The 15,152-nt window shown below is 41.3% G+C and carries 10 protein-coding genes and 1 pseudogene; 4 read left to right on the top strand and 7 right to left on the bottom strand.

Annotated features, from left to right (window positions below):
- Window positions 1-503 (top strand): annotated as a pseudogene (locus tag WKF69_RS13330) (hypothetical protein); the annotation flags it as partial.
- A gap of 94 nt (window positions 504-597) precedes the next feature.
- On the opposite strand, the gene WKF69_RS13325 reads toward WKF69_RS13330, so the two are convergent.
- The 3 genes from WKF69_RS13325 to WKF69_RS13315 all read right to left on the bottom strand — a co-directional run bounded on the left by WKF69_RS13325 (window position 598) and on the right by WKF69_RS13315 (window position 3,562).
- Window positions 598-1,224, bottom strand: a complete 627-nt coding sequence (locus WKF69_RS13325; protein ID WP_340382565.1) for a response regulator — start codon at window positions 1,222-1,224, stop codon at window positions 598-600.
- Between the two features lie 71 nt (window positions 1,225-1,295).
- Entirely contained in the window at window positions 1,296-1,730 is a 435-nt protein-coding gene (locus WKF69_RS13320) for a response regulator (protein ID WP_340382564.1), read from the bottom strand.
- Between the two features lie 17 nt (window positions 1,731-1,747).
- Complete coding sequence (locus WKF69_RS13315; protein ID WP_340382563.1) at window positions 1,748-3,562, bottom strand: ATP-binding protein; 1,815 nt, start codon at window positions 3,560-3,562, stop codon at window positions 1,748-1,750.
- 378 nt (window positions 3,563-3,940) lie between these two features.
- Here WKF69_RS13315 and WKF69_RS13310 point away from each other — a divergent pair, with 378 nt between their 5' ends.
- Window positions 3,941-7,642 (top strand): MBG domain-containing protein, encoded by a 3,702-nt coding sequence (locus tag WKF69_RS13310; RefSeq protein ID WP_340382562.1) that lies wholly within the window; start codon window positions 3,941-3,943, stop codon window positions 7,640-7,642.
- Between the two features lie 17 nt (window positions 7,643-7,659).
- On the opposite strand, the gene WKF69_RS13305 is transcribed toward WKF69_RS13310, so the two are convergent.
- The 4 genes from WKF69_RS13305 to WKF69_RS13290 all read right to left on the bottom strand — a co-directional run bounded on the left by WKF69_RS13305 (window position 7,660) and on the right by WKF69_RS13290 (window position 13,738).
- Entirely contained in the window at window positions 7,660-9,600 is a 1,941-nt protein-coding gene (locus tag WKF69_RS13305) for a KUP/HAK/KT family potassium transporter (protein ID WP_340382561.1), read from the bottom strand.
- 9 nt (window positions 9,601-9,609) lie between these two features.
- The gene (locus WKF69_RS13300; protein ID WP_340382560.1) at window positions 9,610-10,374 is read right to left on the bottom strand and encodes a slipin family protein; all 765 of its coding nucleotides are present in this window, start codon (window positions 10,372-10,374) and stop codon (window positions 9,610-9,612) included.
- A gap of 10 nt (window positions 10,375-10,384) precedes the next feature.
- Window positions 10,385-12,142 (bottom strand): ATP-binding protein, encoded by a 1,758-nt coding sequence (locus WKF69_RS13295; protein ID WP_340382559.1) that lies wholly within the window; start codon window positions 12,140-12,142, stop codon window positions 10,385-10,387.
- A 261-nt stretch (window positions 12,143-12,403) separates the two neighbouring features.
- Window positions 12,404-13,738 (bottom strand): sigma-54 dependent transcriptional regulator, encoded by a 1,335-nt coding sequence (locus WKF69_RS13290; RefSeq protein ID WP_340382566.1) that lies wholly within the window; start codon window positions 13,736-13,738, stop codon window positions 12,404-12,406.
- A gap of 273 nt (window positions 13,739-14,011) precedes the next feature.
- Between WKF69_RS13290 and WKF69_RS13285 the strand changes: the two genes are divergently transcribed.
- Both WKF69_RS13285 and WKF69_RS13280 read left to right on the top strand, forming a co-directional pair.
- A complete protein-coding gene (locus tag WKF69_RS13285) occupies window positions 14,012-14,707 on the top strand; it encodes a cytochrome b/b6 domain-containing protein (protein ID WP_340382558.1) in 696 nt (231 codons plus the stop codon).
- Window positions 14,688-15,152: molybdopterin-dependent oxidoreductase (locus WKF69_RS13280; RefSeq protein ID WP_340382557.1), on the top strand; the 465-nt coding region annotated here is incomplete at its 3' end. The genes WKF69_RS13285 and WKF69_RS13280, both read left to right, overlap by 20 nt.

The following is a 15,152-nucleotide window of genomic DNA, read 5'->3' as shown; positions in this document are numbered from 1 at the left end:
ATGATGAGTTTATGTCAATGACCATTGATAAAATCGACGCTGGATACGAAACGATTGTCAAATCTAGTCCTTCCGAATATGGATTTCATGATGCGGTCAAATCACATCGAAATGAAGTTTATCGCCACCAGCAAAAAAATGGAAAAGTTATTCTCGTCGAGATCAAAAAAAGGGAGATACTTTTCCATGGTAAGCCAGCAGTTATTGTCGTGGCTCACGATATAACAGAGCACATTAATTACATTGATGAAATTGAAAAGCAGAATCAAAGGTTTAGCGAAATATCCTGGATTCAGTCCCACGTTGTCCGCGCCCCTATCGCCCGGTTAATGGGATTGATTGATCTTATCAAACATCCCTCCAGTGACGAGAAACTTAAAACTGAGCTTTTGGGCTATGTTTTGGAATCTGCACATGAACTTGATGAGATCGTAAAAGATATAACGATAAAATCTGAACTGATTGATCTCAATAGGGCCTCAAATAGCGGCCCTAAGAGTTGAATTTAACGTTAAATAAGCACAATCTTCCGTTCACCTTTAACCCTATTTTTTGACCAGTTGTTTAAATTGAACAGGTTATTGTCAAAATGTCTTTTTAGTGTATCTCTTGTTTTATCCTGCTTGTTTTCTGCGTAATTTCTATTATAACCTGATCAAGCGATTCGCCAACACGCTGCAGCATCTGCATTATTTCAACATTGACCGGATCCCCCGGATCTTCAAGGTTAAGAACTCTAAACAATCCGAGCATTTGCACAATTGGAACACGGACCTGGTGAGACTGTAGAAATGCAATTTCGTGCAATCTTTTATTCTGAATAACTAATTCCTCATTTATCCTTCTTTTTTCGGCCATTTCACTGACCTCATTCAAGGCGCGGTGGATTTTAGGCGTTATAGTAAAAAGCTTATCCTTTAGGGTATAGTCAGTAACACCGTTTTTTATCATTTCCACAGCCGTTTCCTCGCCAACGGCTCCTGAGATGATAATGAAAGGAACATCAGGGCAGGTGCTCTGCTTAATATTAAACGCTTCCAGACCATCGAATGCCGGCAATGAAAAATCTGAAAGTATAATATCAGGATATGGATCTGTTAGGGCGTCTAAATAAGCCTGCCTGGTTTTAGCTACGCGTGGAGTATATAGTATGCCGTTTTTGTCTAATTCACGAAGAAGCAAATCGATGTCGCTCTGATTGTCTTCCAGTATTAATATGATCATAGGTGTGGACATAGTAATAGAATTTGATGCACGGGAAACTATGCCGGATATTTTAACCGGCTGGAGCTGTTTTAATCGGGTAATTGGCTTAGTATCATCCAGTACATCCCTATATCTTTAATGGCGTTAAAGAAATTTTCAGTTTCAACCGGTTTTGCGATGTAGCTATTGGCTCCGAGCGCATAACATCTTTGTATATCGGGGTCTTCTTTAGATGACGTAAGTATTACTACCGGAATAGAACTTAGGTTGGGATCCGCTTTAATCTTTTCCAGCACTTCCATGCCAGAAACTTTTGGCATCTTCAGATCTAATAAAATTAGCTTGGGTTTTGTATTTTGATCTCTTTCTGCATAGGCACCCTCGCAATAAAGAAAATCTAATGCCTCCGCGCCATCTTTTACATGATGGACCTTGTTTAAAAAGCCACCTTTTTTAAGCGCCCGCAAAGTTAGCATTGCGTCGTCTGTACTATCTTCTGCAAATAAAATTTCGAACTCAGCCATATATCGGAGTTTAGATGTTAATGTGGCAAGGTAAAATAAAAAGTTGATTCTTCGTTCACGATCGATTCAGCCCATACCGTGCCGCCATGTCGGGTGATTATCTTTTGTACAATAGCTAAACCGATACCAGTGCCTTCGAACTCTTCATGGGAGTGCAATCGCTGGAAAACGCCAAAAAGCTTGTCATAATATTTCATATCGAAGCCGGCGCCATTGTCTTTCACATAATAAGTAACAAAATTCCCTTTTTGTTCTCCTCCAATTTGAATGACCGGTTTTTCCTTGTTTTTTGAATATTTTAAGCTGTTGGATACCAGGTTGATAAGCACCTGCCTGATTAGTGACTGATCCCCTTTGGCAGGTGGAAGCCTGGCAATATCAAATACCACCCCGTCTTTCCCTCCGTCGATCAGCAGTTCATCTTTTACTTTATTAACAAGTGCGGACATATCAATTTGGGAAACGCTCACTTGTTTTCTGCCTAGTTTGGAGAATGCCAGCAGATCGTCAATTAACTGGCCCATTCTCTTAGAATTGAGCATAATAGACTTTAGAACAATGATGCCGTCAGCATCGAGATTGTGAGAATAATCTTCCTCCAATATAAGGGCATAGCCATTTATAGCCCTTATGGGTGCGCGCAAATCATGCGATACTGAATACGAGAATGCTTCAAGCTCTTTATTTGCCAACTCAAGTTGCAATGTGCGCTGGACGACTTTCTGTTCCAACTCTTCGTTAAGCTTCCGGATATTATCCTGGGCTTTTTTAAGCTCTGTATTTGCAAAAAACAGTTCGGCCGCACGTTTCTCCTTTTCGGCATTCTGAAAGGCTAATTCTTTATTAGCAATAATAAGCTCTGCGGCTCGCTTTTCCTTTTCAGCATTTTGAAACGCCAACTCTTCATAGGCTGTTATCAGTTCAGCTGCTCGTTTTTCCTTTTCGGCATTCTGAAAAGCCAGTTCTTTATTTGCTACTACCAATTCGGCAGCCCTGTCTTCTTTTTCCTTGTTTCGAAATTCAAGTCGTTTATTAGCAATTGCCAACTCACCCGCGCGTCGTTCTTTTTCCGTATTTTGAAATTTAAGCTCGTCGTTGGCGACAATAAGCTCAGCGGCACGATTTTCCTTTTCAGTATTTTGAAATGCCAACTCTTTATTGGCCAACACGAGTTCAGCGGCGCGATCTCCTTTCTCTTTATTTTGAAATTTAAGTTCTCCGTTGGCAATCGCCAATTCGGCTGCGCGTCTTTCTTTTTCAGTATTTTGAAAAATCAGCTCATCATTGGCTATAAGCAGCTCCGCCGCCCTCTTTTCCTTTTCTACATTTTGAAAAGCTAACTCTTTATTTGCAATTGCCAACTCGGCGGCACGCTTTTCTTTTTCTTTATTTTGGAATTTAAGCTCTCCGTTTGCTATTACTAATTCGGCCGCGCGTCTTTCTTTTTCAATATTTTGGAAAATAAGTTCGCCGTTTGCTATAATAAGTTCAGCTGCCCGCTTTTCCTTTTCGGCGTTTTGAAAAGCTAACTCTTTATTTGCGACGACTAGTTCGGCAGCCCGATTTTCTTTTTCCTTATTTTGAAACTTAAGCTCACCATTGGCGATTACTAATTCGGCAGCACGGTCCTTCTTTTCCGTCTTTTGAAAAGCGAGCTCTATGTTTGCAACCATTAGTTCCGCTGCGCGGTCTTCTTTATCGCGGTTTTGATGCGCTATCTTGTCATTTGCAGATTTAAGATCTGAAATATGCCGTTGGTTTCCGGCTTTTTGGTTCGACACTACTGGCTTATCTACTTTGCCCTGGGGTGCACTTTTCTTTCTCTTTTCCATGTTTTACATCAAGTACATCTTACAAAGGGGCAAGCACAAATAGGGGTAACAGACAGTAACTGGAAGCTTTTACTCATCATTATTTAGAAGGTTAATTTTCAGTTATAGTAGTGGTATTGTAAAGCTAATAATTTAAACCGAAAACTACTACGACTGCCGATGCACAAAAATTTAGCGAGATACTAACGAGATTTCTAATCCAAATTAACGTTCACGTTCCCCCTAACATCCAAAAAAATAAAGTCTTGTATTTTAATCCACTGATTATCTGAACATTCAATATACTTAACAGTAAGTCGTAACCTTTCGGCCAGTTTTAAGTAGAAGCTATTGATATCAGGGAACGAATAGCTGCTGTATCGATTATATCAAATTTGGATGGAGGATTTAGTGCGTTACTTAGCAAAGGGTTTTATCAGGGAGCATGCAGGCATGGAATGCTTAGCAAACTGTGTTTTATCGAATACAAAGAGGATTGCATCATTTTTTATATTGCCATTACTAGTCTTTATTTCTATCTGGCCCACTCCAGGCTTGAGTAACACGAAAATATTATCAATCGCTGGTCCGGTCAACCCCTACGCTTCAGAACCAAATATAACTTCTAAAGGCAGGGATTCAATTGTCATCAATGGCCCCAAAAAGCCATTTGATACTTTTGGTGCACCGAAGTTTAAGAATGTTCTTTCAGGTGAAGTAAATTATGGCAAGGAATATTCTTCTGTAATTAAAGTAGAAACACCGAATCTTCCAGAAACTCAGATAAAAGCCATCAGCAAACCTGAATGGCTAAAAATTAAATCCCAAAAGCAGGTAAGTATAATAGCAGGCAGCGATATTGTGGGGTTTAATAATGGCATTGGAAATAAAGCCCGTTTTTACTCCCCTTACGCTCTCACGTCAGATTCGAAAGGTACAATCTTCGTGGCAGACCAGGTTGATAACCGGATTCGGAAGATCAGCCTGTCAGGAGAGGTTTCAACGCTGGCAGGAAGTGCTGCACCGGGATTCAAAGATGGTGAGGCCTCTGAAGCACGATTTAATACCCCTTCCGGTATCGCTGTTGATGCGAAAGGGTTTATTTACATTTCTGACCAGGGAAATCACTCTATCCGGAAAATCAGTCCTTCCGGACGGGTACTAACACTTGCTGGTGGTCAGAATCCCGGGTACGTAGACGGTGAAGGTACGACTGCAAAGTTCAACATGCCCGCTGGGATTTGTGTGGATGCAAGAGGATATCTTTACGTAGCTGATCGCGGTAATAACAGGATCAGAATGATCTCTCCGGATGGAAAAGTTTCTACGCTGGCAGGAAGCGGTAAAGCCGGTTTTTCTGAAGGAATTGGTACTAATGCAAAATTCAATGCGCCCGCAGGAATTACAGTTGATAATGCAGGTTTTCTTTATGTAGCGGATCAGGTGAATAACCGAATCCGAAAAATAAATATAGAAAGCGGTCAGGTTAGTACATTTGCCGGTAATGGTGATTTTGGCCTCCGCGATGGAGAAGCGCGTCAGGCATCGTTTAAATATCCTACGGGTATTGTGGCTGATTCGGTAGGCAATCTATATATAGCAGATCAACTCAACCATTCGATTCGTATGATAGGCAAATCGGGCAAGGTGACAAGTATTACTGACGGGGATGATAAGGGTGTAAAAGCAGAAGGTGTATTAACTTTTAAAAATCCAATGGGAATCTGCCTTGATTTGGAGGGTAATTTATTAGTTGCTGACTATCATAATCATAACGTTAAAGCAATTACTTTTAATACCCTTCTTTACGGAACTCCCTCCAAGTCGCAGGTGGGTTCATATGAGATCGTTTTAGAAGCTACAAACGAGTTCGGAAGCACAGTTCAGTCCGGTAAATTAATAGTAAAAGATACAATCGGTCCAAAGGTCGTAACCATGTTACCAGCTAATCTGGCTGGAGGCTTGCCACGCAAAACAGATGCTGTTATTACGTTTGACGAAGAAATTCGTTTACGCGGCTCCAGGGTCATAATAATTTTCGCTGGAAGCGAAACTATATTTAAATATAACATTGAACAAGGATTGGCTGAGAAGAGAATTAGAATTGCAGAGGACTTGAAATCATTGATAGTAGAGTTAAAGGATTTGCCGGCTGCTTCCACAATAAAGATAAGTATGGAGGACGGGGCTATCACTGATAAATTAAGTAACCCTTTCCTTAACGCTGGTTCGCCATTAGCTACCTGGAGCTTTATAACCAAACCGAAGGAAAAACAAAGTCTCGACTTACAGCCAATCAGCGAAAAAATATACGGCGACGCGAATTTTAAACTTGGCCCAATATATTCTTCGGCCGGGCTTCGAATAGAATACATTGCTGAAGATCCAAGCATACTTTCCATCACAGGTGATTCTGCGAGAATTTTGAGGGCTGGCAACACCAGCATCATCGCGCTGCAGAAAGGCGACAGTGATTATGTAATGGAAAAGGTTCAACGGTCAATACACATTTCCACCCGGCCTATCCTCATTAAACCCGAAGCGGGCCAGTTCAAGACATATGGCTCTGTTCCGTCCGCTGTAAAGTTCGTAATAAGTTCAGGCTCGATTGTAAATAGTGATAAATTTTCAGGCTTTTTGGAAAAAGCGAAGGGAGATGCCGCGGGAGTTTATGATATTGTTGTGGGATCTTTAACTCTTGGAAAGAATTATGACCTGAAAATCACGGGGGAAACTTTCCTTGTTAAAAAAGCACCGTTGCTTATAAAAGCAGCAAATCATACAAAAGTGGCTGGCTTAATAAATCCTGAATTTACCTGTATTTATGAAGGCTTTGTAAACGGTGACGATGCGGAGGATTTGGTTAAAAAGCCAGAGTTTACCTGCGCTGCAATGGACAAGTCCAACGTTGGAATTTACCCCATTAACTTAACCGGAGCTATAGCAAAAAACTATGTCATATCTTATAATCCAGGTGAGCTGAAAATATCACCCGCAGGCAGCGCTGAATTTAGTGTGAAATACGTGAATCTTTTTGAGAATGCCGTCGCTGGTACTATTGCAGCTGAGTTGACTGGGATTAACCAGGGGAGCCAAGCACCAATTTTTGCACTCGTACAAGGAGAGGGTGCTGAGGACAATGGGGCATTTCGGTTGAATGGGAATTCGTTAGTGACAATAGCGGGGGTTGACTACGAAAGTAAAGAGCAGTATTCTGTACGAATTAAGTCAGACGGAGCATATGGGGAAACCAGTGTACAGAATTTAACCGTTTCGATACTTGATGTTAACGAGCGTCCGGAAATGAGCAAAATTCCCTTGGACATAATTTGTTCAAGCGGGACGATTCAGCTGACAGGAATTAATGCAGGTCCTGAAGCTAACCAGGAAGTGAAGATCATTGTAAAAGACGGAAATTCGGGGACATTTTTTGAAGTAGCTTTGCCTGTGAATGGAGTGTCTGCTTTTACGTATAAGTTGCCCGATAACTATGGTAACTTGTTAAATATCCGGATCATCCTTAAAGATAATGGTGGTACAGCGAATGGCGGAGTTGACTCTTCAGAATATTCGTACACTCTCAAAGTTGCACGTCAGGCACCAATCCGGATTTCTTCCGATAAAGGTACTTCGCTTCAGCGCGGCATTAGCTCTACGCTTTCGGTAAATGGCGAAGGGCAATACAAGTGGTATTTTAATAATCAAATTATTCCGGGTGCGCGCGATAAAGTGTTAAATGTAAACGCGGAAGAAACCGGGGCATATCGTGTTCAGGTTACCAGTGATGGCGGATGTATAAGTGAAGCTAAAATTGATATTACAGTAGCAAATATTTTACCAGTTAGCTGCACCAATTTAATTAGTGCAAACTTCGATGGCATCAACGATGAGTTCGTGGTCAGGAATATCGAACACTATCCAGGAAACGAGCTTTGGATTTCAGATCGAGCCGGTAAGCTGGTATTTAATCAGAAAAATTATTCCAATAGTTGGAAAGGGACTTATCATGATAATGCTTTACCTGTCGGCATTTATTATTACGTGCTTGATCTAGGGAATAAAACAGCAAAAATTAAGGGTTATATTTCTGTGATTAATTGATAAAAAATGTCACACCGTTACTTGACCCTTCTGAGGTCCTTCGCAGTACCGGGTATGGTCACTATAAGCGGGACTTTTTCTACTGTTACAAAACTATCATCAAGGCCGAAACTCTTTTCATCAGAAAGGCTTAGCTTCTTTAATCTGGTGTGGTAGCTGAGGACGAAATTATCAATGAGGCCCAGATCATACGCTTTTGGTAAGACTTTGTCCAAAACAATGAACCTGAAATCGCCTACCATTTTATACTTTTTGAGCGTATCATATTGACTAATGATATCGACCTCGCCATTTTTTACAAGATCTTCTACAACCATGCGGTATAACTGGTTAATGCGCGGTTCGATCTTGAAGCCTAAGCGAAAGTCGATCCGAATTAGTTTGCCGGGAATTAAAAAATCTACTTTATATTCACTGGTATATGGCTCATCCATAACATCTACATGAATCAACCAATATACATCAGCTCTTTTAGGCTGTTTTTGAAATATCGAATAGATTATTTTAGACTCAATTTCAGACTTGAAATTTGCACTGGTTAGATAAATTAGTTGCGAGGAATACTTTGGAACAGACGAATCCTCGCTTAAATCTTTAAGCACATTGTAGTGATTTTTGATTGGAACGAAATTAACATAACTGTTCCTGATTCTGCGGGCTTTGGACCAGGCCCACATAATAGAAAAGAAACCTGTTCCCAGCAATAAGGTGAACCAGCCTCCGTGCAGGATTTTAATAATATTACCGGATAGAAAAGTTAGTTCGATAATTCCGTAAACTATAAGGAAGGTGATAATAAGGTAGGATGGATACTTGCGGCGCTGAAGAAACATAGCTACAAGAATAGTGGTCATTAGCATTGTAACGGTGATGGATAACCCATAAGCGGCTTCCATCCGGGCTGATTCTTTAAAGATCAGCATAACTACTATACATCCGATCCACAATATCCAGTTCATGGAAGGAACGTATAGCTGGCCCTTCTGTAGTGAGGGATAATTAATTTTCACTTTAGGCCACAAGTTTAATCTAACCGCCTCTGATATTAATGTGAATGAACCCGAAATCAGCGCCTGGCTGGCAATAATAGCAGCCAGAGTAGCAATGCAAATTCCATATATCAGGAACCATTGCGGCATTAAGTGATAAAAGGGATTATTATCGGCGAGTTTATTCCCTTGCTGTTGCCATAACCAGACCCCCTGGCCAAAATAATTTAGTAAAAGGCATGTTTTAACGTAGATCCAGCTAATTCTGATATTGGATCTACCACAGTGGCCTAAATCTGAATATAAGGCCTCCGCACCGGTAGTACACAGGAATACTCCACCTAGAATAAGAAAGGCTTCAGGATTTGTTGATAATATATGATAAGCATAGTAGGGGTTGATAGCTTTCAGGATTTCAGGGAATTGAAAAACATACGAAGCACCTAAAACGGCCAACATTGTGAACCAGACCCACATAACGGGCCCAAAAGCCTTTCCTACAATTGAGGTTCCGAACTGCTGGATCATAAAAAGGCAGGATAGAATAGCTATAACAATAGGAATAGTAGGAAGGCCCGGGTAAATAATGGCTAAGCCTTCAATAGCAGAAGAAACAGTGATTGGCGGAGTTATGATCCCGTCTGCCAGTAAAGCACTTCCGCCTATCATTGCTGGGAAAACAAGCCATTTGGCTTTTCTTTTCACCAGTGAATAAAGAGAAAATATCCCGCCTTCACCTTTATTGTCTGCCTGTAGGGTAATAATCACGTATTTCAGCGTGGTTTGCATGGTAAGTGTCCAGAATATACAAGACAAGCCACCCAGAATCAGGTCAGGCGTTATTAGACGGTCGCCAATTATCGCTTTAAAAACGTATAAAGGAGATGTGCCGATGTCGCCATAAATAATACCAAGACTAATTAATAAACCACCCGCGGAGAGCTTATGCAAATTTTTATGATTACTCATTCTACTATTCTATGATTCAATTTTATCCTTTACAAAATCACTAAAACTCTTCGCCGCTCGAGAAAATTCAGAGGGTATAAGCATTATAGTTGTTGTATTATTGTCTATTCCTATTTCAGAAAGCATTTGCATTCGCCTCAGTTCAAGTGACATTGGGCTTTTTTCCATTTCCTGAGCTCCCTGAGTTAGCTTGATAGATGCTTCAAGTTCAGCCTCGGCCTTTATGATCCTGGCTCTCTTCTCGCGCACTGCCTCTGCTTCACGGGCCATTGCACGCTGCATAGAAGTGGGAATCTCCACATCTTTCATCTCCACCATTTCTATTTTGATCCCCCAGGACTCGGTAGCATTATCAACTAATTGCTGGAGTGTGCTATTTATCTGCTGTCTCTCTTTTAATACTTCGTCAAGTAAATGCTGACCAATGATATTTCTTAGCGCAGTAACCGAAAACTGGTAAACTGCCATCTTGTAATCGGCAACCTCAATTATTACTCTTTTAGGATCGATGACCCTAAACCACAGGACTGCGTTAACCTTAATGGTCACACTGTCTTTAGTGATCGTCTCCTGTTGCTCAAGATCGACAGTACGTGTCCGCATATCAATTGTTTGTTGCCTTTCAAATAATGGAATTATCCAATACCAGCCGGGTCCTCTCACACCCTGGAAGCGACCTAGCCGAAAAACAATTGCCCGCTCATATTCTTGTGCGATGCGAAATCCTGATATAAGGATCAGAGCGGTCAGAAACAAAATTATATAAGTTGTCATATGATGAGTTTTAATGTTTAATTAATGAATTTGAGCTTACAGGAAGCACAAAGCAAAACCGGCTGCCCTTACCTCCGTTACTTTCGACCCATATTCTTCCACTTTGGGCATCAATAAAATCTTTCGAAATAGCCAGACCTAACCCAGTACCAGACTTGTTAATACCATCTGCCGGAATTTGAAAGTATCGGTCGAATACTTTTGTTTGATATCGTTCTTCGATACCTTTTCCAAAATCTTTAACCGAGAACTCGATCATGCTTTCTGATTGTTTTACTCCAACAATTACTTTTGATTTATCCGGGCTGTAACGAATAGCGTTGGAAAGAAAATTGATCAGAACCCAGGTGGTTTTCTCTACATCTCCAAATATTGCAGGCAGTTCATGTCCCATCTCAAATTCGATTTGTATATGCTTTTGAGCAGCCTGTGATTGCACAGCGTTGATAGCATACAAGGCTATATCATTCGAATCTGTGTCCATAAAACTCAGCCGAATATTGCCGGTTTCAACCTGAGCTAGGTCCAGTAATTCGCTGGTGAGTTTTAGAAGGCGCTGTGCATCGTCTTTAATATGATCCAACAGATCGGCTTGTTCTGTATTTAAGCGTCCCACCCGCTCGTCCATGAGTAATTTGAGGCTCAGCTTTATAGATGAGATAGGAGTCTTTAATTCATGAGAAATTGTGGCCAGGAAGTGCGTTTTAGCCTCATCTAATTCCTGAAATTTTGTAATGTTCCTTAAAATGTAAACTTGTCCGGCCTTTTTTGCGGTTGATCTAATCAGGTTGTCTTCGTCAGGGGTGTAATCAGGGATTACTATTTCTGTTGATTCTAATTGAAAATATAATTCCTTGCCTTCGGCATCAAATTTCAAAGGCTTTTCAGAGGGTTGAATACTTAAGATGTTATGCAACAAGTCATTTGTTTTTGCCAGATCATGGGCATTCCGGCCAATGACACGCCGGTGTTCCAGTTTTAATAACTGTTCCGCTGCAGTATTGATAAAAAGGATTTCACGATTTTCATTAAGGCCAATAATGGCGTCTTTCATTTGTTCAATGATCGTCTCAATTCGTAATTTTTCAGACATGATATTGGCCACGTTGCTGTGCTCCCAATCATTTAGCCTGCCTGCCATTTGGTTAAAAGCATCAGCAAGAGGTGAAAACTCATCGCTGGCCGGAAAACTTAGCCTGGTACTGTAGTTTTTCCGGCTTATCTCCTTAATTCCTTCAGTTAATTCTAACAAAGGGTCGGCGATGAAGCTGGGGAAATTTACACTGAAGCTGAGCAGTATCAGGAAAATAGCTGTTCCGACAAGCTGCATATATAATGTCGCATTTTTTACAGATCGCTGTGCCTGATCATTTTTCCTTAAAATGGCCTGCATATTTATCTCCTCGATCCTGCTCAGATCATACCTAAGTGAACGAATAATTGAACTGGATGTATCGGACTTTAGGATCTCCGCATTCTTTCGAATCTTGCTGGTCAACTCGTGCTCACCAGGTTCAGTTGTATTGCTTTCTTGTTTTATTAACTCCTTATGGAATTGTGATGCGGCTTCAGCAGATAATGGCAGGCTGTTATTGTCAAGCACTTTTCGCATTTCGCGGGTGAAACTGAGTGACTCATAATTATTTTTTAGAATGACTTCAGAATCACGTGCGATTTCGTTAAGATAAAAACCGCATAACCCGCCAAAAGACATCACCATTAAAAAAAGAAAGCCGAAGCCTAAACGTAGTTTACTTTTAATTTTCATGATCTTACTCAAATCGGTGTAAGTCGCTCGTAGCGGTGTAACAACTGGTTAAATGATCCTTCCACAAAGTCATCAAAATGAAGCAGTAAGGAATCATGTCTGAATTTCAAACAGATTAGCCATAGGAGTGCCAAACCGTTTAAGCTAATGGTAAGTTCCTGAACATCAATCCAAAAACATTAATAACGAGAAGAAGTATTTTTTGGTAAAAAAGTAAACCCTTCCATTTTGGCAGGGTCAATTTTCATTTTGGGAAAAGCATTATTTTATCAGGATCTGATATTCGTCGATCTTTCGATACAAAGTTGTCAGGCCAATCCCCATTAAGCGGGCTGCTTCCGTTTTATTACCCCGTGTGTGATCCAGAACTCTCCTGATATGACCTTTCTCCATTATCGCCAGATTGAAACCATCTTCTACAAGAGGTTCATTCAGAAAATCGATTGGGAGCGCTTCAACCGGCAGCACAGGACCGTCTGTAAGAATGAGGGCACGTTCAATCATGTTCTTCAGCTCACGGATATTCCCCTTCCATACATGATTTTTAAGTTTTTCCATGAACGACTTTGCTGCCTCGGGAACGGGCTTGTTCATTTTAAGTGCAAACTGCTCAATGTAGTAACTTGTTATTGCAGGGATATCCTCTTTCCGGTCGTTTAATGAAGGCAGCTCGATTGTAAAAACAGACAAACGATAAAATAAATCCTCGCGAAATAAACCTTTTTGAATTTCTACCTGCAGATTACGATTTGTAGCGGCTATTATCCGGACATTAACTGTCGTGGTTTTGGTATCCCCCACCTTAATAAAGGTACCGTCTTCTAGTACACGGAGCAATTTTGCCTGGAGATCAAGGCACATTTCTCCGATCTCGTCTAAAAATATAGTCCCCAAATCTGCTTCTTCGAAAAGACCTTTTTTGTCTTTTACTGCACCTGTAAAAGCTCCTGTCTTGTGGCCAAATAGTTCACTTTCCAAAATATCTCTGCTGAAGGCACTGCAATTTACTGCTACGAAGCTCTTGTCGCTTCTCGGGCTACGGTAATGAATAGCCCTTGCGAAAATTTCCTTACCGGTCCCGGTTTCACCGAGGAGCAAAGCTGTTGTATCGGTAACCGAGACCTTCTCTGCCAGCCGTTTTGCCTTAAGAATGGGTTCAGAACTTCCTATGATGATATCGAATCCATGGCGGTCTTCAAGCTGGCGCTCCAGTTGTATAACTTTTTGCTGAAGGAGAGCCTTGTCCATCGCCCGCGCAACTAAGGGAATGATCTTATCATTATCATCGCCTTTAATTATATAATCAAATGCCCCGTTTTTGATGGCCCGGACACCATCGGGTATATTACCGAAAGCAGTTAAGTTGATAACTTCTGTAGAAGGGCTTATTTCCTTGATATGGGGTATCAATTCAACTCCATTGATATCGGGCAGCTTAACATCACTCAGGACTACTGAAATTTCGTTCTTCCTCAGTTGCTCTAAACCAGATTTAGCATTAGCTGCCTGCAACACTTTATACCCTTCCAGTTCCAGTATCCTGGAAATAAGGGAGCGAAGGCGCTCTTCATCGTCGATGATTAAGATCTTTTTGATGGCCTATTTTTCAACAAATAACGATCAATTAATAACGTTCCCAAAATTAACTTTGAGATATTGGCGTATTGCCGGAGTTAACTCGTTAGCTGACGGGCTGGCGATTGACAATGCCGATAGCAATCTGATGCTTTATGATCAGTGCCTATCATTGAAAAATCTGCAGTAGTGGTTTAAGTCGTAAATTGTGTTGTTTCCTTAAATCTAATGTAAATTTATTTTGTAAGGTTATTGCCGGGCTTACGACAAATGAATTAATAGCAACAACAGAGCATGAAGCGAATTAAAGAAAAGCACTCCATAGGCATGCGGTGGTTCCACTGGGTGAATTTCCCTTTGTTAATGATCATGATATGGAGCGGGCTGCTGATCTATTGGGCAAACGATGCTTATTCGATAGCCATATTTGGATATAAGATCCATTTCTTTTCGGATCAATTTTATGCCTTGCTGAAAATGCCATTCAGACTGGCGGAGGGTATGGCCTGGCATTTTTTGTTTATGTGGTTCTTTACCATAAACGGCGTCCTTTATGTTTTCTACACCCTGGTATCGGGTGAGTGGAGGCAATTAGTTCCTCAGAAAAAATCATTCCGGGAGGCGTGGCAGGTGTTACTGCATGACCTTCATATACGCAAAATGCTTCCCCCCCAGGATAAATATAATGCCGCCCAGCGCATCGCATATACTGCTATCATACTAATGGGCTTCGGATCATTAGTCACAGGACTAGCTATTTACAAACCGGTGCAGTTAAACTGGCTCGCCTGGCTTTGCGGCGGCTATAATATGGCCCGTGCCGAGCATTTCGCGCTGACTATTGGTTATGTATTTTTCTTTTGTATCCATATCGTTCAGGTGATCATTGCCGGGTGGAATAATTTCCGTTCGGTTATTACCGGATTTGAGATTATAAAAACAGGCACTCAGGCGACTAAACTGAAAACACATGAAAGTTCCAAAAAGTAAAAAGAGCCCGACGGAACTGATAGATCAGCAGATCCGCAGACGAACTTTTGTTTCCTTTGCGGCTTTTGCGGGTTTAGGTTCACTGGCTTATGGCGGCTGGTGGTGGCTGCGAAATTCGCCCAAAGAGCCCGGCGGAATCACCGCTGGTGCCAAAGCGCCTTTCAGGAAAGCATTTAACAAAAGCGAACTGGCCTTCAGGCGAATATTCAGCGACGGACATTTAGCGAAAACCTATCCTAAATCCATGGCAGCAAAGAAAGTCCGCCAGAACGGGAAAATTGGCTTAACGCCGGAGATGGACAATGAGAGCTGGAGCTTATCGGTTCAGAGAGCTTCCGGGCAGGTTTTGCAGATAAGCCTTGACGAATTGAAATCACTGCCTAAGACAGACATTGTTTTTGACTTCAAATGTGTTGAGGGCTGGGACCAGATCCAGCATTGGGGA

Origin of the sequence: Daejeonella sp. (assembly GCF_037719425.1) — a bacterium.
GTDB lineage: Bacteria > Bacteroidota > Bacteroidia > Sphingobacteriales > Sphingobacteriaceae > Daejeonella.
This window is presented reverse-complemented; position numbering and strand designations above follow the sequence as displayed.

Coding starts and splice junctions, on each gene's coding strand:
- WKF69_RS13325 (WP_340382565.1), bottom strand. CDS start 1,224: ATGATCATATTAATACTGGAAGACAATCAGAGCGACATCGATTTGCTT.
- WKF69_RS13320 (WP_340382564.1), bottom strand. CDS start 1,730: ATGGCTGAGTTCGAAATTTTATTTGCAGAAGATAGTACAGACGACGCA.
- WKF69_RS13315 (WP_340382563.1), bottom strand. CDS start 3,562: ATGGAAAAGAGAAAGAAAAGTGCACCCCAGGGCAAAGTAGATAAGCCA.
- WKF69_RS13310 (WP_340382562.1), top strand. CDS start 3,941: ATGGAGGATTTAGTGCGTTACTTAGCAAAGGGTTTTATCAGGGAGCAT.
- WKF69_RS13305 (WP_340382561.1), bottom strand. CDS start 9,600: ATGAGTAATCATAAAAATTTGCATAAGCTCTCCGCGGGTGGTTTATTA.
- WKF69_RS13300 (WP_340382560.1), bottom strand. CDS start 10,374: ATGACAACTTATATAATTTTGTTTCTGACCGCTCTGATCCTTATATCA.
- WKF69_RS13295 (WP_340382559.1), bottom strand. CDS start 12,142: ATGAAAATTAAAAGTAAACTACGTTTAGGCTTCGGCTTTCTTTTTTTA.
- WKF69_RS13285 (WP_340382558.1), top strand. CDS start 14,012: ATGAAGCGAATTAAAGAAAAGCACTCCATAGGCATGCGGTGGTTCCAC.